Annotated in this window: 18 protein-coding genes; 5 read left to right on the top strand and 13 right to left on the bottom strand. The window is 42.1% G+C overall.

The window, feature by feature from the left end:
• Positions 1-62 precede the first annotated feature (62 nt).
• Positions 63-1,391, bottom strand: a complete 1,329-nt coding sequence (locus OSCI_RS00570) for a D-alanyl-D-alanine carboxypeptidase (RefSeq protein WP_007352883.1) — start codon at positions 1,389-1,391, stop codon at positions 63-65.
• A gap of 162 nt (positions 1,392-1,553) precedes the next feature.
• Here OSCI_RS00570 and OSCI_RS00575 point away from each other — a divergent pair, with 162 nt between their 5' ends.
• A complete protein-coding gene (locus OSCI_RS00575) occupies positions 1,554-2,003 on the top strand; it encodes an EVE domain-containing protein (protein WP_007352884.1) in 450 nt (149 codons plus the stop codon).
• Between the two features lie 34 nt (positions 2,004-2,037).
• On the opposite strand, the gene OSCI_RS00580 is transcribed toward OSCI_RS00575, so the two are convergent.
• The 6 genes from OSCI_RS00580 to OSCI_RS00605 all read right to left on the bottom strand — a co-directional run bounded on the left by OSCI_RS00580 (position 2,038) and on the right by OSCI_RS00605 (position 10,915).
• A complete protein-coding gene (locus tag OSCI_RS00580) occupies positions 2,038-5,118 on the bottom strand; it encodes a PAS domain S-box protein (RefSeq protein WP_007352885.1) in 3,081 nt (1,026 codons plus the stop codon).
• Positions 5,119-5,200: 82 nt separating this feature from the next.
• On the bottom strand, positions 5,201-7,123 hold the full coding sequence (locus OSCI_RS00585) for a serine/threonine-protein kinase (protein ID WP_019487161.1): 1,923 nt from the start codon (positions 7,121-7,123) through the stop codon (positions 5,201-5,203).
• Positions 7,124-7,174: 51 nt separating this feature from the next.
• The gene (locus OSCI_RS00590; protein ID WP_007352888.1) at positions 7,175-7,621 is read right to left on the bottom strand and encodes an SRPBCC family protein; all 447 of its coding nucleotides are present in this window, start codon (positions 7,619-7,621) and stop codon (positions 7,175-7,177) included.
• A 299-nt stretch (positions 7,622-7,920) separates the two neighbouring features.
• A complete protein-coding gene (zds, locus tag OSCI_RS00595) occupies positions 7,921-9,360 on the bottom strand; it encodes a 9,9'-di-cis-zeta-carotene desaturase (protein WP_007352889.1) in 1,440 nt (479 codons plus the stop codon).
• Positions 9,361-9,453: 93 nt separating this feature from the next.
• Positions 9,454-10,035 (bottom strand): hypothetical protein, encoded by a 582-nt coding sequence (locus tag OSCI_RS00600; RefSeq protein ID WP_234708678.1) that lies wholly within the window; start codon positions 10,033-10,035, stop codon positions 9,454-9,456.
• 292 nt (positions 10,036-10,327) lie between these two features.
• Entirely contained in the window at positions 10,328-10,915 is a 588-nt protein-coding gene (locus OSCI_RS00605) for a CHAT domain-containing protein (RefSeq protein WP_007352892.1), read from the bottom strand.
• 147 nt (positions 10,916-11,062) lie between these two features.
• On the opposite strand from OSCI_RS00605, the gene OSCI_RS00610 reads away from it, so the two are divergent.
• Positions 11,063-11,302, top strand: a complete 240-nt coding sequence (locus tag OSCI_RS00610; RefSeq protein WP_007352893.1) for a DUF433 domain-containing protein — start codon at positions 11,063-11,065, stop codon at positions 11,300-11,302.
• 138 nt (positions 11,303-11,440) lie between these two features.
• On the opposite strand, the gene OSCI_RS00615 is transcribed toward OSCI_RS00610, so the two are convergent.
• The 6 genes from OSCI_RS00615 to OSCI_RS00640 form a co-directional block, all read right to left on the bottom strand.
• Positions 11,441-11,686: a hypothetical protein gene (locus OSCI_RS00615; protein ID WP_007352894.1), complete on the bottom strand. Its 246-nt coding sequence runs from the start codon at positions 11,684-11,686 to the stop codon at positions 11,441-11,443.
• Positions 11,683-12,021, bottom strand: coding sequence for a type II toxin-antitoxin system RelE family toxin (locus OSCI_RS00620; protein ID WP_234708679.1), 339 nt, complete (start codon positions 12,019-12,021; stop codon positions 11,683-11,685). Before OSCI_RS00620 ends, OSCI_RS00615 begins: the two co-directional genes overlap by 4 nt.
• 56 nt (positions 12,022-12,077) lie before the next feature.
• Positions 12,078-12,761, bottom strand: coding sequence for an alpha/beta fold hydrolase (locus OSCI_RS00625; RefSeq protein ID WP_007352896.1), 684 nt, complete (start codon positions 12,759-12,761; stop codon positions 12,078-12,080).
• A 167-nt stretch (positions 12,762-12,928) separates the two neighbouring features.
• Entirely contained in the window at positions 12,929-13,294 is a 366-nt protein-coding gene (locus tag OSCI_RS00630) for a type II toxin-antitoxin system PemK/MazF family toxin (RefSeq protein ID WP_007352897.1), read from the bottom strand.
• Complete coding sequence (locus tag OSCI_RS00635) at positions 13,284-13,538, bottom strand: hypothetical protein (RefSeq protein WP_007352898.1); 255 nt, start codon at positions 13,536-13,538, stop codon at positions 13,284-13,286. Before OSCI_RS00635 ends, OSCI_RS00630 begins: the two co-directional genes overlap by 11 nt.
• Positions 13,539-13,674: 136 nt before the next feature.
• Entirely contained in the window at positions 13,675-15,300 is a 1,626-nt protein-coding gene (locus tag OSCI_RS00640) for a DUF6930 domain-containing protein (protein WP_007352899.1), read from the bottom strand.
• A gap of 206 nt (positions 15,301-15,506) precedes the next feature.
• Here OSCI_RS00640 and OSCI_RS00645 point away from each other — a divergent pair, with 206 nt between their 5' ends.
• The 3 genes from OSCI_RS00645 (at position 15,507) to OSCI_RS00655 (ending at position 16,848) form a co-directional block, all read left to right on the top strand.
• On the top strand, positions 15,507-15,860 hold the full coding sequence (locus OSCI_RS00645; protein ID WP_007352900.1) for a HesB/IscA family protein: 354 nt from the start codon (positions 15,507-15,509) through the stop codon (positions 15,858-15,860).
• 182 nt (positions 15,861-16,042) lie between these two features.
• Positions 16,043-16,465 (top strand): tetratricopeptide repeat protein, encoded by a 423-nt coding sequence (locus OSCI_RS00650; protein ID WP_007352901.1) that lies wholly within the window; start codon positions 16,043-16,045, stop codon positions 16,463-16,465.
• A gap of 191 nt (positions 16,466-16,656) precedes the next feature.
• Positions 16,657-16,848, top strand: a complete 192-nt coding sequence (locus OSCI_RS00655; protein WP_007352902.1) for a hypothetical protein — start codon at positions 16,657-16,659, stop codon at positions 16,846-16,848.
• Positions 16,849-16,945: the final 97 nt, after the last annotated feature.

Genomic DNA, 16,945 nt, shown 5'->3' on the forward strand with positions numbered 1-16,945 from the left:
CCCTCCACAGCGCCGCATTACGTTAGAAATGCGTAAATCCTGAGAGTATAGTTGCGTCCACCCTACGGGATAATTTCATTGCTAGAGCTTTTACTTTTTCTACTAGGGTTAGGTGTTAACTCTGGCGGCGAAACTTGAACAGAACCCCATTCTTTCAAAAAGATATTTAGGAGAGCTTCTTGCTGTGCGCGAAATTCCTCAACATTTTCCCCTCCATTCATCATCACAAACCAAACAGTTCCTTGTTTTTTAGTTGGTAGTGCTCCTCCTAAAGCGCTAACATAATCGAGAGTTCCAGATTTGACAACAGCTAATGGCGGAATCTTGCGCTCATTTAAGATTCCCGGATCTTTTCCAACTACTGTTAAAACATCTGCAATTGTCATATTGTAAGGTTGCAAATAGCGCTCAAGTGCTAAAAACATTGCACAGGCGGCGCGAGGAGAAATCCGATTTTCTTCACTTAAGCCAGAACCATTAACGAGTTGAATTTCTGCGGGGGGAACTCCTGCGATTTCTGCGGCTTTTTGGGCTACTACTTTTGCTCCGCCGACAGTATCAGCTAACATATCAGCCATCAAATTATTGCTGTATTGATTCATTTTCTTTACGAGTTCGGCTAAAGGTAAAGAATAATGGCGAACTAGAGGCTGAATATTGGTAGGAGTTGTGGGTAAAACTTGTACTGAACCGTCAATTATTATCTGTGGTTTAGGAGTTCCTACTGGCAAAGTTTGATATTGGCTTTCAGCTTCTGAAGACCAAATTTGGCTATTTAACCCCTCTTTAAGCAGAGAGCCGGCTTTTTGGGGGTCAAGTTCAAAGTTCATGTAAAATTTACCGATAATTATCAAATTGCCAGTTATTCGCTTAATACCTTTTTGATTTAAGGTGTTACCGAGGGCAATTGCTTCTTCCCAGATAAATAACGGATCTTCGTCTCCCTGAATTACTAAATCGCCTTTTAATATCCCTTTTTCAATGGGGCCGGTTGCATTGATTACAGTGACAAATTGACGATCTGGGCCAAAAGTTTGCAAGGCTGCTAGAGTTGTTGCTACTTTGGTAATTGAAGCTGCTGGTAGAGGGATTGTGCCTTGATGATTTGCTAAAAGAGTGTTTTTAGATTGTATCCACACCCCTTGTTTTTCTTTAGAAACTCCTTTAGCAGCTAGTTTTTTGATGTATTGCTGAATGATAGAATTAGCTGCTGTATCTGGATTAGCTGGAGATAAAATTGATAATTTATCTTCTTTCTTGACTGAGGCAGGAGTGGCATCAGACTGAGGAGATGGAGATGGAATTTTAGGTGCTTCATTAGCAGTACATCCAGCAATAATTACTAGAACTATTCCCGATATTGCCGCAGTCAAGTGTCTGATTTTTAGCATTACTTTAATTTAGCTCAACTTGATCCCAATCGGGACTTACGCCAAACTATATTATAATGTAATCGTGTTTATTAACGCAAGAAGTGTAAAAATTACGGGTAACTTTGAAGTAAAGACTGTTACGGGCAATGCCACTCTACGTTTAATTATTTTATTCTACTTATGAACTATTGGCTGATGAAATCGGAACCCAATGTTTACAGTATCACAGATTTGAAACGGGATCTTACTTCTCTATGGGACGGTGTTCGCAACTATCAAGCTCGCAATTATTTACGGCAAATGAACCAGGGAGACTTAGTATTTTTCTACCATTCTAATAGTAATCCGCCGGGAATTGTCGGTTTAATGCGTGTAATTGAAACCGGGATATCCGATCCTACTCAATTTGACCATCAAAGTGAATATTACGATCCTAAGTCAACTTTAAATGCTCCTCGATGGCAGACAGTTAGTGTGGAATTTGTTGAGGAATTCGCTAAATTAATATCGCTCGATCTGCTTAAACAAGAGTTTACTAACGATCGGCTTTTATTGGTTCAAAAGGGGAATCGGTTATCAGTAATGCCCATAGCTGAGGATGTAGCTAAGAAGATATTGGCGATGAAATAATATTAGCACTATGATAAAAATACTAGCACTATGCTTAAGAGGGTCTAAGCGGAATCATAACTTTAAATTCTGCGCCTTCTCCCGGTGTGGAAATACATTCTAAAGTTCCACCGTGCCGCTCTGTGATAATCTGATAACTAATTGATAGACCCATCCCTGTACCTTTACCAACAGCTTTGGTGGTAAAAAATGGGTCAAAAAGTCGCTCTAGCACGCTTTTTTGTATTCCTGGCCCATTATCAATAATCCTAATTTCTACATAGTTAGCATTCGATACTTGAGTGTAAATGCTAATACTGCTCGGCATTTGCTTCATTTCATTTATAGACCTTTGTGCATCTCTTTCATCTAGGGCATCCAAGGCATTGCTCAGAATATTCATAAACACTTGATTTAGCTGTCCGGCACTACACTCAACTAAAGGCAATTTGCCATATTCTTTGATAATATTAATCGCAGGTCGGTCGCTTTTTGCCTTAATTCGATGTTGCAAAATCATCAGCGTACTGTCGATACCTTCATGAATGTTTACTTCCTTCATTTCGGCTTCGTCCATACGTGAAAAGGTGCGTAGAGAGGTGACAATTTGTTGGATTCGCTCAGATCCTACTTTCATGGAAGAGAGAATTTTTGGTAAATCTTCTAATAAAAATTCAATATCACTCGCTTCAATTTCCTCTTGGATTTCCCTAACTGGCTCTGGATAGTGTGTTTGGTAAAGTTGTAGCAGTTTAAGTAGATTTTGAGTATAGTCATTGGCGTAGGTAAGATTGCCATAGATAAAGTTAACTGGGTTATTAATTTCATGGGCAACTCCAGCAACTAGCTGACCTAAACTAGACATTTTTTCACTCTGAATCAGTTGAGATTGAGTGCGTTGTAGCTGTCGCAAGGCTAGCTCTAAATCGAGGGCTTGCTGTCTTAATTGGGATTCTGAATGCCGCAGAGTTTCTTCTACAAGTTTGCGATCGCGAATGTCACGGGCAATACCCATAAAACTAATAATATTACCCTTAGCATCTTTAACAGGCGAAATATTACAGGTAATCCAATGCCAACTACCGTCTTTATGTTGGGTTCGCAACTCAAGTCCAGCCTGCTTCTCGCCAGTTTCAATAATACAGTTAAGAACTGCTGTAACGGCTGGCAAATCTTGAGGGTAAATCAAGGGTACAAAAGACTTTCCTAAGAGTTCTGATATCTCATAGCCGATGAGATCGGATATCTTGGGCGAAAGATATGTGAATATTGAATCTATTGAATGTTCGTAAATCAAATCATTGGCATTTTCTACTAATCTACGGAATTTAGCTTCACTTTCAGCAAGGGCGGCTTCTGCTAGTTTACGTAAGCTAATATCGCTAGCGATACCTGTTGCACCTAATATATTTCCTGCCTCGCCACGTAGCGCGATCGCATTAAATATGAGATTGATAAGTCGGCCATCTTTAGCAATTTGAATACTCTCATACTGAAGGAGTGCTTCTCCACCTAAAACACAAGTAAAAGCTTCAAAATCTTTCTGAATTTGTTGGGGTGGGATAAAGTCAGTAAACTGCCTACCGATCATTTCTTCCGGCTCATAGCCGTAAATTTTTTTAACTGCTGGGTTAACAAAAGTATAGCGTCCTTCCAGATCTACAGACCAGATCATATCTTGAGATGTATTGACTAAGCTGCGATATTTGCTCTCACTTTCTTGGAGAGCAATTTCTGCGGCTTTACTGTTAGTAATATTAGTGGCAGTAACTACTAACTGGTGAATTTGTAAATTGCGATCGCGCAATGGAGTCACATTTAGCAGCCACCAAGTTTCGTCACTATTGATATAAAATCGCTCCTCAAAAGAAATAGTTTTTCTATATCTAATAGCTTCTGCAAAATGCTGGCAGTAGAGTGTTGCCATATCAAGGGAAAGTGCCTCTGATATGGTTTTTCCTAGTAGGAATTCTATCGGTAATCTGGTGATTCTTTCCATTGCGGGATTGAAGCGAACGTAGCGAAAATCCGCCCCACCATCCAACACATCTAAGACAAAAATACCGTAATCTACGCCATCCCAAATTCCCTGTAAAAATTGCGCTTGTTGCTGAAGTTGTTGCTCTACTTGTTTGCGTAAGCGCAGCTCGTCGTAGACATCACTAATTTCTGTAGAAACCCCCACCATTCCAATTACTTCGCCAGTGGCGTTGCGAACCGGAGATAGTTGACTTTCGTATACTGCATCGGCTAATTCAGTAATCACACCCTTGACTTTTTCCCCGGCTAGAGCGCGATTTATGCTATCAATAGTATCTGGTATATCTGGGTAAAGTTCGCTAACAAATTGACCCACGACTTCGCCTGGTTGCAATCCTATAGCTTCCAATCCTTTACCTTCAGAAAAGGTGAAGCGACCTTGAGTATCGATCGCAAATAAAATCAAGGGTGCAGATGATAGTAAAGTTAGCAGTCGAGATTCACTTTGCTCTAATGCGGCTGTGCGTTTTTCTATTTCTGCTTCTAGTTCTTCGTTAACTTGCCGCAAGGCTATTTCTCTTTGCTTACGAACTGTGATGTCTTGACCGAAACCAGTTGTGCCAATGATTTTACCTTCGCTATAAATCGGAGTTTTTATTGTTTCGACCCATAAATTATTTCCTAATGTATCGACAACTACTTCTTCAACTACTTTTTGTTGTCCTGAAACAATGACTTGAAAATCGTCTTCACGATATTTTGCCGCTAATTCTGCTGGCCAGAGCTCGAAGTCAGTTTTGCCTACTATATCTTCTGGAGTCCGACCGCAAGCTCTGGCAAAGGGTTCGTTAACTGCAATATATCTGCTTTCTGGGTCTTTGAGCCAAGCAATATGGGGTATATTGTTAAGCAGGGATTTAATCTGGCGTTCTTGTTTTTTTAGGTTTTCTTCTGCTAATTGCCGATCGAGTATTTCTTGTTGCAACTGAGTCACACTCTGTTGCAATCGATCTGTACGCTCCTCAACTGCCTTTTCTAATTCTGCATTTGATTGCCGTAAGGCTGACTCTGCCTTTTGGCTTGTTGCTAACTGTGTTTCTAACTCAGCGACGCGATCGCGTAGTATTGTCAATTGGTGCAGCAATTCAGCGGACATAAACTGATTGTTAAGTTAAGCTGTTACCCAATCTACAGTCTAGACCCAATTTTGAGTTACACGGAAATTAAGCTTACAGAACTTACGATCTTTCCCGCCAAATTTTAATAGATCGATCGCTTCCCCCACTCGCTAAACTCTTCCCATCCCCGCTAAAAGCAAGAGACAAAACATCCCCAGAATGACCGCTGAGAATTTCCAGCAAAACGCCTGTATCTACGTCCCACAAAGAAATTTGACCTTCCCGACCACTGCTAGCTAAAATCTTTCCATCCCCGCTAAAGGCAACAGAGAAAACACTTTCGGAATTATCTGCGATCGCGTGTAGCAATTCCCCTTTACCATCTCCATTTACCCGCCATAGCTTGATCGTACCATCTCGGCTACCGCTAGCTAAAATTTTCCCATCGGGACTAAAAGCTACTGCAATTATCCAGTTTGTATGACCAGACAAAGTACAAATCGATCTGCCAGTAGCAATATCCCAAAGTTGCACAGTTTTGTCCCGACTGCCACTAGCTAAAAGCTGACTATTAGGACTAAAAGCTACTGCAAAAACCCCCTCAGAATGACCCGTAATAGTTTGCGTACACTTGCCTTTCTGCAAATTCCACAATCGGATAGTTTTGTCACGACTGCTACTAACTAAACTCTGACCATCAGCACTAAAAGCAACTGTATAAACCCGGTCTGAATGTCCCACCAAACTATACCACCATTTGCCTTTTTTCAAATCCCACATCTGAATAGTCTTGTCGCGACTGCCACTAACTAAACTCTGACCATTAGGATTAAAAGCAACACAATTCACCCAATCAGAATGACCTCTAAGTGTATACCATCGATTCCCTGTATCCAGTTTCCAAATCTCAATAGTATTGTCTCCACTACCGCTAGCTAAAGTTTGATTGTCAGGACTAAATGCCACAGATGTGACTGAATCTAAATGTCCCGTCATCGTATAAATAATTTCCCAAGTTGGCGATCGCAGCGGCACTGATAACTTTTTCCTAACAGGTGGAGGTGCGATCGTAGGCCCTGGCATTGTTAACTTAGGAACAGGTCTAGATGCAATTGTTGGTACTACAACTGGTTGCTGAAAATCTAAATCATCCAGCACCTCCGTTGCCGATCTATAGCGGCGACTCAAGCTAGTTTCTAACAATTTATCTAAAATATTTCCCAGCTTAGTACTCACCGAATTTTTATTCAAATAATCTCGCCATACCCATTTATCCTCGTTGATATCGAACAAATCAAAAGGAGAAAGTTCCGTAAGCAAATGAATGCAAGTAGCACCTAAACTATATAAATCGCTGGCAAAAACTGCCTGCCCTCTAACTTGTTCAGGTGCAACATATTCGGGACTGCCGATAATAGTTCCGGTTCCTCCACCTTGAGTTACTACTTTCGCTGCACCAAAATCAACTAAAGCCAGATTTCCAACTGGGTAACTTAAAAACAAAGAAGTATCAGGAGGTTGCGGAGGTTTTCTAATAATATTGGCTGGTTTAATATCGCGATGAATCACTTGGCGATCGTGAACAAACTGCAAAACAGGTAGTAAATCTTTCAACAAACTCCGAATCTTAGCTTCACTAAAAGCACCTGCGATCGCTAATTCTTCTGCTAAATTTTCACCCCCAACAAACTCCTGAACTAAATACTGGTGGCCATCCTGTTCGAGATGGGCCAGCAGATCGGGAATTTGCGGGTGTTTTCCCAGTTCATCCAGTCTCGCCGCTTCTCGGTTAAATAATTCTGCTGCTTTCTCAGCATTATTAGTACCTAGTGACTGCGGAAAAAACTGCTTGATAACGCAGCGAGGTTTAGACGGTTTATCTTCATCAATTGCCAGGAAAGTTCTACCAAAACCCCCTCTGCCAATGGGTTTGATGGCGCGATACCGTTCTTTTAGCAACAGTTTTGCGCCACAAGTTAGGCAAAACCTTGTAGCGTCGGGATTTTGGGGGTTCTGGCAGGAGGGGTTCAGACAATAACTCATAACCGGAAGCAAGAATCGGCATAAGTATATATTGACACTTTCCTGATGATTCTATGACTCTGCTTGGATTTTCAGAGCATACTCTTTAAACCTTTCCAAATCAGCCTGAATTGTCGATTCCACCACGCGGCCCAAAAATAAATTATCCATTAATTTGCCGAGAATGCCAGGAATCGCATAAGCTACTGTTAGCCTCACAATGCTGCTACCTTTGCGATCGTAAAATCTAACTGCACCGCGATTAGGCAACCCATCGACGGATTCCCACTGAATAATCTGGCAGGGAACTAATTTCAAAATGCGGGAAAGCCAGCTAAATTCTAAGTTTCCTGTCGCTAGTTTCCACCGGGACAACTCTGGATCTTCTTCGAGAATATGCACTGATTCAATCCACTTCATCCAGCGTGGCATTTGTTCTAAGTCAGACCAAAGACTCCACGCCATTTCTATCGGGATGGCAACTTCTACTTGTACGCTATGTTCTAACCAATCTGACATTTTTTTAATTGTTAATTGTTAATTGTTATTTGTTAACTGTTAACTGTTAACTGGTAATTGTTAACTGTTAACTGGTAATTGCTAACTGTGTTCAAAACTTAAAACTTGGGTGATAGATTGCGCTGGCGCTCCACCTATCCTACAATTCACTGAATATTGTAGGGGGGGCGCTGCCATAATCTCTGTCCTAATCGTAATATTATGATTGCGGCAGCGCCCACTTTACTAATTAGAAATTAGAAATTAGCGATTAGCAATTAGCGATTAGCAATTAGCCATTAGCCATTAGCCATTACCCATTACCCATTACCCATTTCTAAAATCGCCTTAGCTGCCTGACGGCCTGAAATAGTTGCTCCTTCCATACTATCAATGTAGTCTTGTTGAGTGTAACTTCCTGCTAAGAAAAAATTAGCTATGGGAGTTTTTTGAGCGGGACGAAAAGCATCCATTCCCGGTGCTTCGCGATACAAAGATTGAGCTAGCTTAACTACACTATACCAAGTCATATTTAATTCCCGTGCTGATGGGAATAAATCTAAAACTTGCTTAAGGACGTGCTGCGCGATCGCTTCATTATTCTCCTTAATAAATGGATCGCCCGGAGTTAACACCAACTGTAACAGAGAACCTTCTCCTTTCTTATAGTAATCGGCCGGACTGGCTAATGCCAAGTCAGCAAAACAGGAAAAATCGGCATCTGCTGAATAAAGCAAATTATCTATTCCTACAGCATGACTTAACTGCTTGCGCTTCTCAGGATCGTCTAACTCTGTCACCCACCCATCAAACCGCAATTGTACCGTTGCTACTGGTACTGCATCCAATTTATAAATATTGTCAAATTCCGACCATTTGCGCCAATCATGAGGCAAAATTTTCTGCACTCCGGGGACATCGCCAGCGAAAAGGTAAGCATCTGCGGTAATAGTTTCTTCTGTTTCTCCTTTCGCGATCGCTAACCCCGTCACGCGAGTTTCGCCGCCATCTTCTGCAAACAAAATTTCCCGCACTCGCCGCCGCGTATAGATTTTAACACCCCGATCTTCCAAATATTTAACAATCGGTTTATGCAAATATTCATTCGGAGAACCCTGCAACATTCGCATCACCGAGGCTTGAGTTCGACAAGCAAAAAACTGAAAAATTGTCAACATACACCGGGCAGAAATATTTTCAGTATCGATAAAACCCAGTGCGTAGGCGATCGGATTCCACATCCGTTTAAGACTGCCATTATTACCACCTTGACCTCTAAACCAGTCGGCAAAACTAATATTATCTAGCTTGCGAATAGTTCTCATTGCCCCATCAAAGTCTACCAAACCCCGCACAATTGGACTCGTAGCCAGAGCAATCGAATTTTGAATTTTATCTTGTACAGATAACTGAGATGTGGTAAAGAAAGCCTTTAAACCATTAAAGGGAGCGCCAGCAATAAACCGAAAATCCAGAACTCCCGTCTCGCCGCCTCTATTAATAAAAGTATGAGTGTGTTCTTTGAGGAGCAAATTATCAAAAGCCCCTACTTTTTTCATCACTTCAAATAAGTTATAATAGCAGCCAAAAAAGACGTGCAAACCCATTTCTACGTGATTCCCGTCAGGATCGACCCAACTCCCCACTTTACCGCCTACGAAAGGTCGGGATTCAAAAATTTCTACTTCATGTCCGGCATCGACTAAATCAATGGCACAAGTCATGCCAGCTAGTCCAGCACCCGCGATCGCAACCCGCATCTTACCTCTTCCTTTTCTATGCCATTACAGATTATAACAAGGATTGTAGCGGTGCATATTGTTAGCTCTCTGTGTCCAGTATTTAATTAATTTTTACCTGGGTTGCTTTTCAGGTGGTGTTTTATATGGGCGGCGAAAATTCTCAGCCATTGCTTCTTCAGGGCTAGCAAAACACCAGTATACCTTCACACCTGCTCTTTCATGTGTGTAATAGTAGATGCCGCGTGCATCTAATTCATCGATCTCGGCAGTAGCCCGAATAGGAAATTGTGCCGGACAACTGTAGCTATCTCTGGGAGGTACACCATACCTCAATCCTCGTTTTCTTCGCTCTTGTTTAACATATTGTTGATAGCTTTCTTCTTCTCGTCTTTTTCGTTCTTCCTCATGAAACCTTTGTTGTCTCTGTTCTTCCTCCCATACTTTTCGTTCACTTCTTTTTATATCATTCTGCCTTTGAGCTTTTCTAATGCCGAGATTGAGTTCTCGATATGCTTCACTAAATTCAGGATATTTCCTCAATAAGTCTGGAGAATCAGACAAATGCTTTGATATGATACTTGCTGCCTCCTTATATGTTTGTACCGCTTTCTCCAATTCATTTTCTTCTAAAGAATTTATATCCTCTAGATTTTCTTGTGTAAATTTAGTAAAGAGAATCATTGCAGGTTTCAAGCCTATCCACTCAGATGGAACGGAGTAAATAGATGAGATGGCAGGTGCTACAGCGGACAGTATAATTCCCGCTATTAGAATGAGATAGAAAAGTAACAACTGCTTTAGCGTGATGTAACCACAAGCCCAAAGTAGGAAAACAACGACACAAGTTTTTAGGATCTCTCTGATTGCTTTGATAGTAATGAGGGTTACAACTACAACTTTCTGAACTGGTTCAGGCAGCCTATTGAAAAGCTTGACTATGGCAAGCGGATATTTTGAAATTTCACCACAGAGTTCCGCTCTAGTTTTAGCAATTAATCCATATCTTTTTTTTAATTATTGGGGTCATTTCTTCACCGAGATCTTCTATTTGGATAGCACTGCGACCATACTCGTGAGCCATATCGTATGGTTCGCCAGAAGCTATAGCAGAATAAAAACCACGAGAGTATTCAATGGCCGCTTCGTCACCAACTTCCTGCCTCATAGCAACTACGTAACCAATGTGGTTAGCAATGCCTTTTGCTTGAACAACTGAGTAGCAAGCATTGAGTACCACACACTCAACGTAATTTGCACACAACCCAAACAATGTTGCAAGTGCTTCTGTTGTAATTGGTTTTGCTCTTCCAGCAATATCCTCAAATATTAGACCCTGATTTCCAGCACCATGCCCAGAAAAATGAACAATTTGCGGTCTGTTATACAGCATTATTTGCTGAATGTCTTTTGTGCGAACTGCTGTCTCAATCAAAAGCTCAAAGTTGTCCCTATTCCTAGCCTTTTGTAAAGCTTCTCTGATCTCACGTACTTCTTGATCGAGACGAAGCCGATCAGTTCCTATTGGATTAGCGGATAAAATCAAAATTTTTTTAGCAAGCTGACCTTGAACCATGTGGCAAATGCAGGGTGATTAAAATTACCTACCAGTATAGCTTTGTTGGTGGTTACTCAACAGATACTTTACGGGGACGATGGCAACCAGCGCCACTCTTGTATGATAGGAGAATCTTACCTGTCGTCAGACGAGTTGAGGCACTGAATGAATAACTTATTAACTCGTATTACCCAAACACCCGGTCAGTGCGGTGGTTGCCCTTGCATTCGAGGCATGAGAATTCGGGTAAGCGATATTTTAGAAATGCTGGCAGAAAATGTTAGTATCACTGAAATTTTAGAAGACTTCCCCGATTTGGAATCTGAAGACATCCAAGCCTGTCTGCTGTTTGCTACCCGAAGCATTGGAAAGATTACGAGCAGGAGAATTGATTGTAGAAATTAGTAGCACACCCTAAGCGGATCGCATCGTGAGTGTAAGTTTTTCCATCAGAATCACAACCGGACTGCCATAGGATCTACTCCTGTATTTCCGTTTAAACTCTTCTATTCTAGCCTATTATACAAAAACTAAAAACTACACTCACAGCCCTAATTCTGCTCGTAAAGATTTCAGAGATATCGTTGCTTTTTCTTTAGATAGCTCTTTTAGGAACGACATGAACTCAGTATTTTTCTTGAGCAACTCCACTTCAACGTCAAAATCATCTATCGGCGCAAGCGCAAACATCCCGCCATCAGGCTTTCGTAACACTATCGCTTCACTCTTTGCCAAAATCATAACCTCATCAAGAGTAAATTCACCACTTTCTAACTCAATAATTCTCATAGCTGAACCTCTTTACCACCGATGTATAAGATATTGTGTTCTTTGTGACCTACTGCTTTGATATGAACAACACCACTATCACCCTCTATGACTACATCATAAAATACTCGATACTTCTCAACTCTCAATTCCCAATCGGATAAATCATTCTCTCCAAGCCGTTTTCGGTTGCGTGTTTCAATAATTGGTTCGTAAATCAACTGCTCTTCAACCGCATCAAGAATGATTTGTTGCTCAAATTTCCTGTAAGTGCGGATATGGTTCGCGGCTGTTAAGGTGAAGTCGATTTCAAACATCGTGGGTAACAAGGCTTCTTCTCTCCTGAATAATACCATAAAATAGGTAGATACGCAGAGATTTGGAACCTGAAAACATCCCAGTCTGTCTGCCGTTAGCTATTCATCGCTGCCTCTCTTATAACGTCCACAACTTCTTTAGCACAAGAAATCATCGGAACGTGACTTGATTCTAAAACAATTGTTTTGGCATTAATTCGCTTAGCCAAATCATGTTGTAGTTCAGGCAAAACAGCTTTGTCATTGTTCGCAACAATATACCAGCTAGGCTTATCTTTCCACGCTGGCGAATCTATTTTTGCTTCCAACAATGATGTAGATGGCGGAATTTGAGTAGCATACATCAACGCTGATTTTTCTGCCGGAATGTCACCCGCCAAAATTGTTTGTACCCCTGCTTTTGAAATCCAAATAAAGCCTTCTTGTTCTTGAAAATGCTCCGATGGCGATGCAGATTCGTACTTACTCATCAAATCTATCATCGATTCTCCAGCATCAGGAGCAAGTGCAGCAATATAGACTAAGCCAGAGACTCGTTCATCGTTGCCAACTTCGGTAATAACCATACCGCCCCATGACTGACCAACTAGAATACATTGACCTTCGATGCGATTCAAAGCGCGTTTGGTTGCAGCAACATCATCGGCTAATGATGTCAGCGGGTTTTGCACGGCGACAACTTCGTAGCCTTCTGCCAACAACGTTGAAATAACTTCACTATAACTAGACCCATCTATCCAAAAACCATGAACCAATACAATGTTTTTAACTTTTGTCATGATTGTCTTTCCCTGTCTTACAAAAAACTCTAACCAGCAGTGAGACAAACAAAGGCGATCGCTTTATCCAAAGATACATTTACGAGGGCGATCGCAACCCGCATTTTACCTCTTCCTTATGCCATTACAGATTGTAACAAAGATTAGAACCCCATCAGCCTGAAAAATTAGTAAACTGCGATCGCCAGTTGTATCCCTATTTGGATTCTTTCTAGAGACTCCCTACTAATTTGACCGTAGGGGCCTTGTTCCAGAAATATTTGGCGTAAAGCAGAGACATTTTCGCATACGGCGAGTGAATCTGCTTGCAAACCTCCCTCACCTGCCGCAATTAAAATGCGAGTAGGATTATTTATGCCTGTAAGGTTACTTGTGAAAGGAACGACAATAACAGAATCACTCAATTCGTTGCGGAGATCGAGAGAAACCACAACCACAGGTCGCTTTTTGGTATCGCCTAACTGACGCAATGCTCTACAAAGAAAAATTTCACCTTGTCGGGGATAACCTCTCGTTATTAAGTTAGATTCCATCCGCACTCCACGTTTCTTCTATCTGGTCTTCCACAAAGTCAAACCACTCTTGTTCATCCTCAATATCTGCTTGGGTACGGTTTTGGTAAAACTTTCGCAACTGGTCTTCAATTTGCTTAGCGTACCAGAGGCGAAGTGCTTGCGCGATCGCACCCTCGCGATCGTCAGTCAAGCTGTCGATTTTATCTATAATGTCCGCATCAATGGTGACAGATACTTGTCGCTTTTGGGAATAATTTGACATAGCAATCCAATTTGCGATCGATATTTACAAACAAGGACGATCTTTACTCACCTATTTTCTGTTACTTCTTCCTCCCTTCCTCCTTTACTAGATTAGAGCGCAAAATCCTCCTTCTGCCTTTCCCTTTCTGCCTTCCTCAAAACATTGGCATCAATTGCAACGGCCCAATTCCCAACTCTTTCGGAGGAACAGATCGCACCTCAAACAAAGCCATCATATCCTTATACTGAGGCTGGCCGCGCGACGCACCCGTGATTCCCTTGGAAATAATCAAACCGCACCAACCCTTAGTAACTTGACAGCGGCGATCCCACTTTTTCCTAGCTTCCTCATGCACCGGATCGTCTGCTACAAATTCACCAAACAAGTATAAATCACCACTATGAGCCTGTAAAATCCCTAAATCATAATGCTCATCGGCAAACATATCTTCCCCCGGATTAAAACAAAAAGCCTTAATCCCTCCCGCTTCTTGCAAATCATTAATCATTGTCTTTGCCTTCGGCGCTGAAGTTTGGATCAAAACCACAGGCAAACCATCTCCTACTGCTTCAATATCAGTATCCGCAGGTTGATGAAACAGACCCTTTTCTCGCAGGAAATTGACCGTTTCCCAAGGCAATACACCGATGCTAAGTAAAGAATTTGGCGGCACTAAATCATCCCGGAGCAGCGGCATTTCGATGTCATCATCATCATCGTCATCGTCATCATCAGCAACCATATCCCAAAGTTCTTCAGCCACCTCCGGCATAGTCGAAACCTTCACTGGCATCAACTTATTTTCCCCATCTGATTGAGGAACCGGGATGCGGTAGCGCGTCGAAATGCTAGGGAATTGACCGTCGGCAAGCTTCCGGTGCGATGCCCGTAAAAAGCGGTGAAAAGCTTCTAATGCAACTAAAACAGTTAGTGCCTCTTCTTCATAAAGAATCGAACGTAATCCTTCTAAAGGATGGAGATTGCCAAAATTAGGCTCAATTTCCGAGGCTGGCAAGCTAGCTAAATCAACATCATCGTCATCGTCATCACTTTCATTGCTACTTTCAAACGTGACAAATAAGCAATCTTGACCTAAAAAAGCCTGTTCTAAATTTTCAAAAGATTCTTCATTTACTACCCGTTGCCGAAACTGTTTTAGGGAATCTAGAGAACGATATAGTAACACCCCATAATCCATACCTCCCCTACCCAGTACGGAGACGTAAATAGTAGCAACATCCCACTGATTCAACTCAATCGAAACAATTTGATGTTCGGCCAAGCTATCCCAAGGCGCATCCTGCCAAATATTCCCGGCTTTTTCCCGCAAAGATTCCGCGTATTGAGGCGGTAATTGAGGTGGCTGATTGAGAGCAACTTCTTGCATACCCCGGAATATTTCGTCAATTAAAGGCAAATCCGGTACGTAATCGATCGCAATATCTAAATCCTGAAGCACGCCGCGCAGGAAAAACTGAATTTGTCTGTCTTTAACTACTATTTTTTGGGGACGAGCAACTGGAGCCGGACTTTGAGGATGTTCCATCGCCCGTAGCAAGGAGCGTACAACAGCTTCCGGCCCAGTTTCAGGGGCTACCACGTCCATTGCTCGTACTACTCCTTCCGAACCGTCTACCCAAAGAATGCAGTCGCCAGGGCCTTCCATGTCCTCCTCCGACATCGCATCAGGAGACAAGGGGCGGCGATCGCCTTCCCACACGCTGGGAATTTGCTGTAAGTTTTGTAGCCGACGGAGAGTAGTTCGATTGAGAGCTGCCATAGAGTAAGCCCGAAAGGGTGAAGCATTGATGCGGTGTATTGAGGTTTATTACCGCTTCTCAATCATAGAACCTTATGGTTCGAGAGGGCATCGGGCTTTAAGTACGGAGATCCAGGAGGGACAAGGGGGCTGATTCCTGTAAAATAATATTAAGGATAAAATTAAAGAATTATTCAGATACACAGTATCAGGAGTTCGGAAAGCCGATGACACAAGCCATTTCTGAAACAAAGGGCATTCAGATGACTGAATCCGCCATCCGCCAAGTTCTCTCTTTAAGGGACAAACAGGGTAAAGACCTCTGTTTGCGGGTAGGTGTACGCCAAGGCGGTTGCTCTGGAATGTCTTACATGATGGATTTCACCGACCCCAGCACCGTTGGAGAACACGATGAAGTATTTGACTATAACGGTTTTCAGGTAGTTTGCGATCGCAAAAGCCTTCTTTATCTCTACGGTTTGGTACTAGACTTCAGTGATGCTATGATCGGCGGCGGTTTCCAGTTTACTAACCCCAATGCTAGTCAAACCTGCGGTTGTGGCAAGTCTTTTTCTGCCTAAAATCAGAACTGACGACTGGAGTTCAACAGTTATGAGTTATGAGTTATAAGTTTTAAGTAATAATTCTTTAACTCAAAACTCAAAACTTTTCTTTCCCTTCCCCTTCCCTTCCCCTCCCCCTTCCCTCCCCTCCCCCTTCCCCTCCCCCTTCCCCTTCCCCTTCCCCTTCCCCTTCCTAAACAATGACCAAAACACCTGAAGAACTTTTTCAAGAAGGATTAGAGCGCTACCAAGCTGGCGAAACTGCTTCGACATTGATTCCAGTATTTAAGGAAGTATGCGATCGCGCTCCCAAAAATGGCAACGCCTGGACTAGCCTTGCTTGGCTATACCTTTTAGACAACAAGCCCGCCCCAGCCCTGAAAGCAGCAAAAACCGCAGTCAAACTCAATCCTCACGATCCCCAGTCTCGCATTAACATGGCCTTGGCGATGCTGGAACTCGGCGAAAAAGGAGTGCGTCCTCATATAGAAATGGCGCAGCAGATGGTTATGGCTTCCTCAGAATGGCTAGAGGAAGTTAAGAAAAATCTTGAAGAAGGATTAACTAAAAAACCCGATTGGAAGAGTTTAATCCGCGTGAAGCAATGGCTGCTAGAGGTCTAAAGAACTAAATCTATTTCTCAGGGAGGATGAAGACTTTAAATCTTCCTCTTTGTTGAGAAATTGTAATAATTCATTAAATAACTTTATAGAAAATTCATAAAACTGATGTTAGGATTTGAAAACTTCGGTGATTAACAATCATTGTCGCCAGTTTTTAGACCACCTTAGATAATACCAGGAGTTGTGTGATTATGAGTAATGACAGCAACGTTAATGTGAGACCCGCAACCCGCAATCACAAAGGTTTTTTTGTCCAACCAGCTTCCTATAAGCTAATGAGTATTGATAAGTCTGGATGGGCTTTGATTTGTCTTGATAATGCCGTATGCCACTATGTTGACCCAGATAATTTACAACTTCCCCATAAATCTACCGAAGCCTAATATTAAGCTGGCACTCGCACAGATTTTAATATGCGTTCTATCAAGTAGCTGTCCTGGTTCCAGAGACAGCCACTTTTTTTTTGTTAACTGGTAATTG

The organism is Kamptonema sp. PCC 6506, assembly GCF_000180455.1.
In the GTDB taxonomy this organism is placed as follows: domain Bacteria; phylum Cyanobacteriota; class Cyanobacteriia; order Cyanobacteriales; family Microcoleaceae; genus Kamptonema; species Kamptonema formosum.

Bases quoted from the DNA above. Each gene is read 5' to 3' on its own strand.
- OSCI_RS00570 (WP_007352883.1), bottom strand. From the start codon at position 1,391: ATGCTAAAAATCAGACACTTGACTGCGGCAATATCGGGAATAGTTCTA.
- OSCI_RS00575 (WP_007352884.1), top strand. From the start codon at position 1,554: ATGAACTATTGGCTGATGAAATCGGAACCCAATGTTTACAGTATCACA.
- OSCI_RS00580 (WP_007352885.1), bottom strand. From the start codon at position 5,118: ATGTCCGCTGAATTGCTGCACCAATTGACAATACTACGCGATCGCGTC.
- OSCI_RS00585 (WP_019487161.1), bottom strand. From the start codon at position 7,123: ATGAGTTATTGTCTGAACCCCTCCTGCCAGAACCCCCAAAATCCCGAC.
- OSCI_RS00590 (WP_007352888.1), bottom strand. From the start codon at position 7,621: ATGTCAGATTGGTTAGAACATAGCGTACAAGTAGAAGTTGCCATCCCG.
- zds (WP_007352889.1), bottom strand. From the start codon at position 9,360: ATGCGGGTTGCGATCGCGGGTGCTGGACTAGCTGGCATGACTTGTGCC.
- OSCI_RS00605 (WP_007352892.1), bottom strand. From the start codon at position 10,915: ATGGTTCAAGGTCAGCTTGCTAAAAAAATTTTGATTTTATCCGCTAAT.
- OSCI_RS00610 (WP_007352893.1), top strand. From the start codon at position 11,063: ATGAATAACTTATTAACTCGTATTACCCAAACACCCGGTCAGTGCGGT.
- OSCI_RS00615 (WP_007352894.1), bottom strand. From the start codon at position 11,686: ATGAGAATTATTGAGTTAGAAAGTGGTGAATTTACTCTTGATGAGGTT.
- OSCI_RS00620 (WP_234708679.1), bottom strand. From the start codon at position 12,021: ATGGTATTATTCAGGAGAGAAGAAGCCTTGTTACCCACGATGTTTGAA.
- OSCI_RS00625 (WP_007352896.1), bottom strand. From the start codon at position 12,761: ATGACAAAAGTTAAAAACATTGTATTGGTTCATGGTTTTTGGATAGAT.
- OSCI_RS00630 (WP_007352897.1), bottom strand. From the start codon at position 13,294: ATGGAATCTAACTTAATAACGAGAGGTTATCCCCGACAAGGTGAAATT.
- OSCI_RS00635 (WP_007352898.1), bottom strand. From the start codon at position 13,538: ATGTCAAATTATTCCCAAAAGCGACAAGTATCTGTCACCATTGATGCG.
- OSCI_RS00640 (WP_007352899.1), bottom strand. From the start codon at position 15,300: ATGGCAGCTCTCAATCGAACTACTCTCCGTCGGCTACAAAACTTACAG.
- OSCI_RS00645 (WP_007352900.1), top strand. From the start codon at position 15,507: ATGACACAAGCCATTTCTGAAACAAAGGGCATTCAGATGACTGAATCC.
- OSCI_RS00650 (WP_007352901.1), top strand. From the start codon at position 16,043: ATGACCAAAACACCTGAAGAACTTTTTCAAGAAGGATTAGAGCGCTAC.
- OSCI_RS00655 (WP_007352902.1), top strand. From the start codon at position 16,657: ATGAGTAATGACAGCAACGTTAATGTGAGACCCGCAACCCGCAATCAC.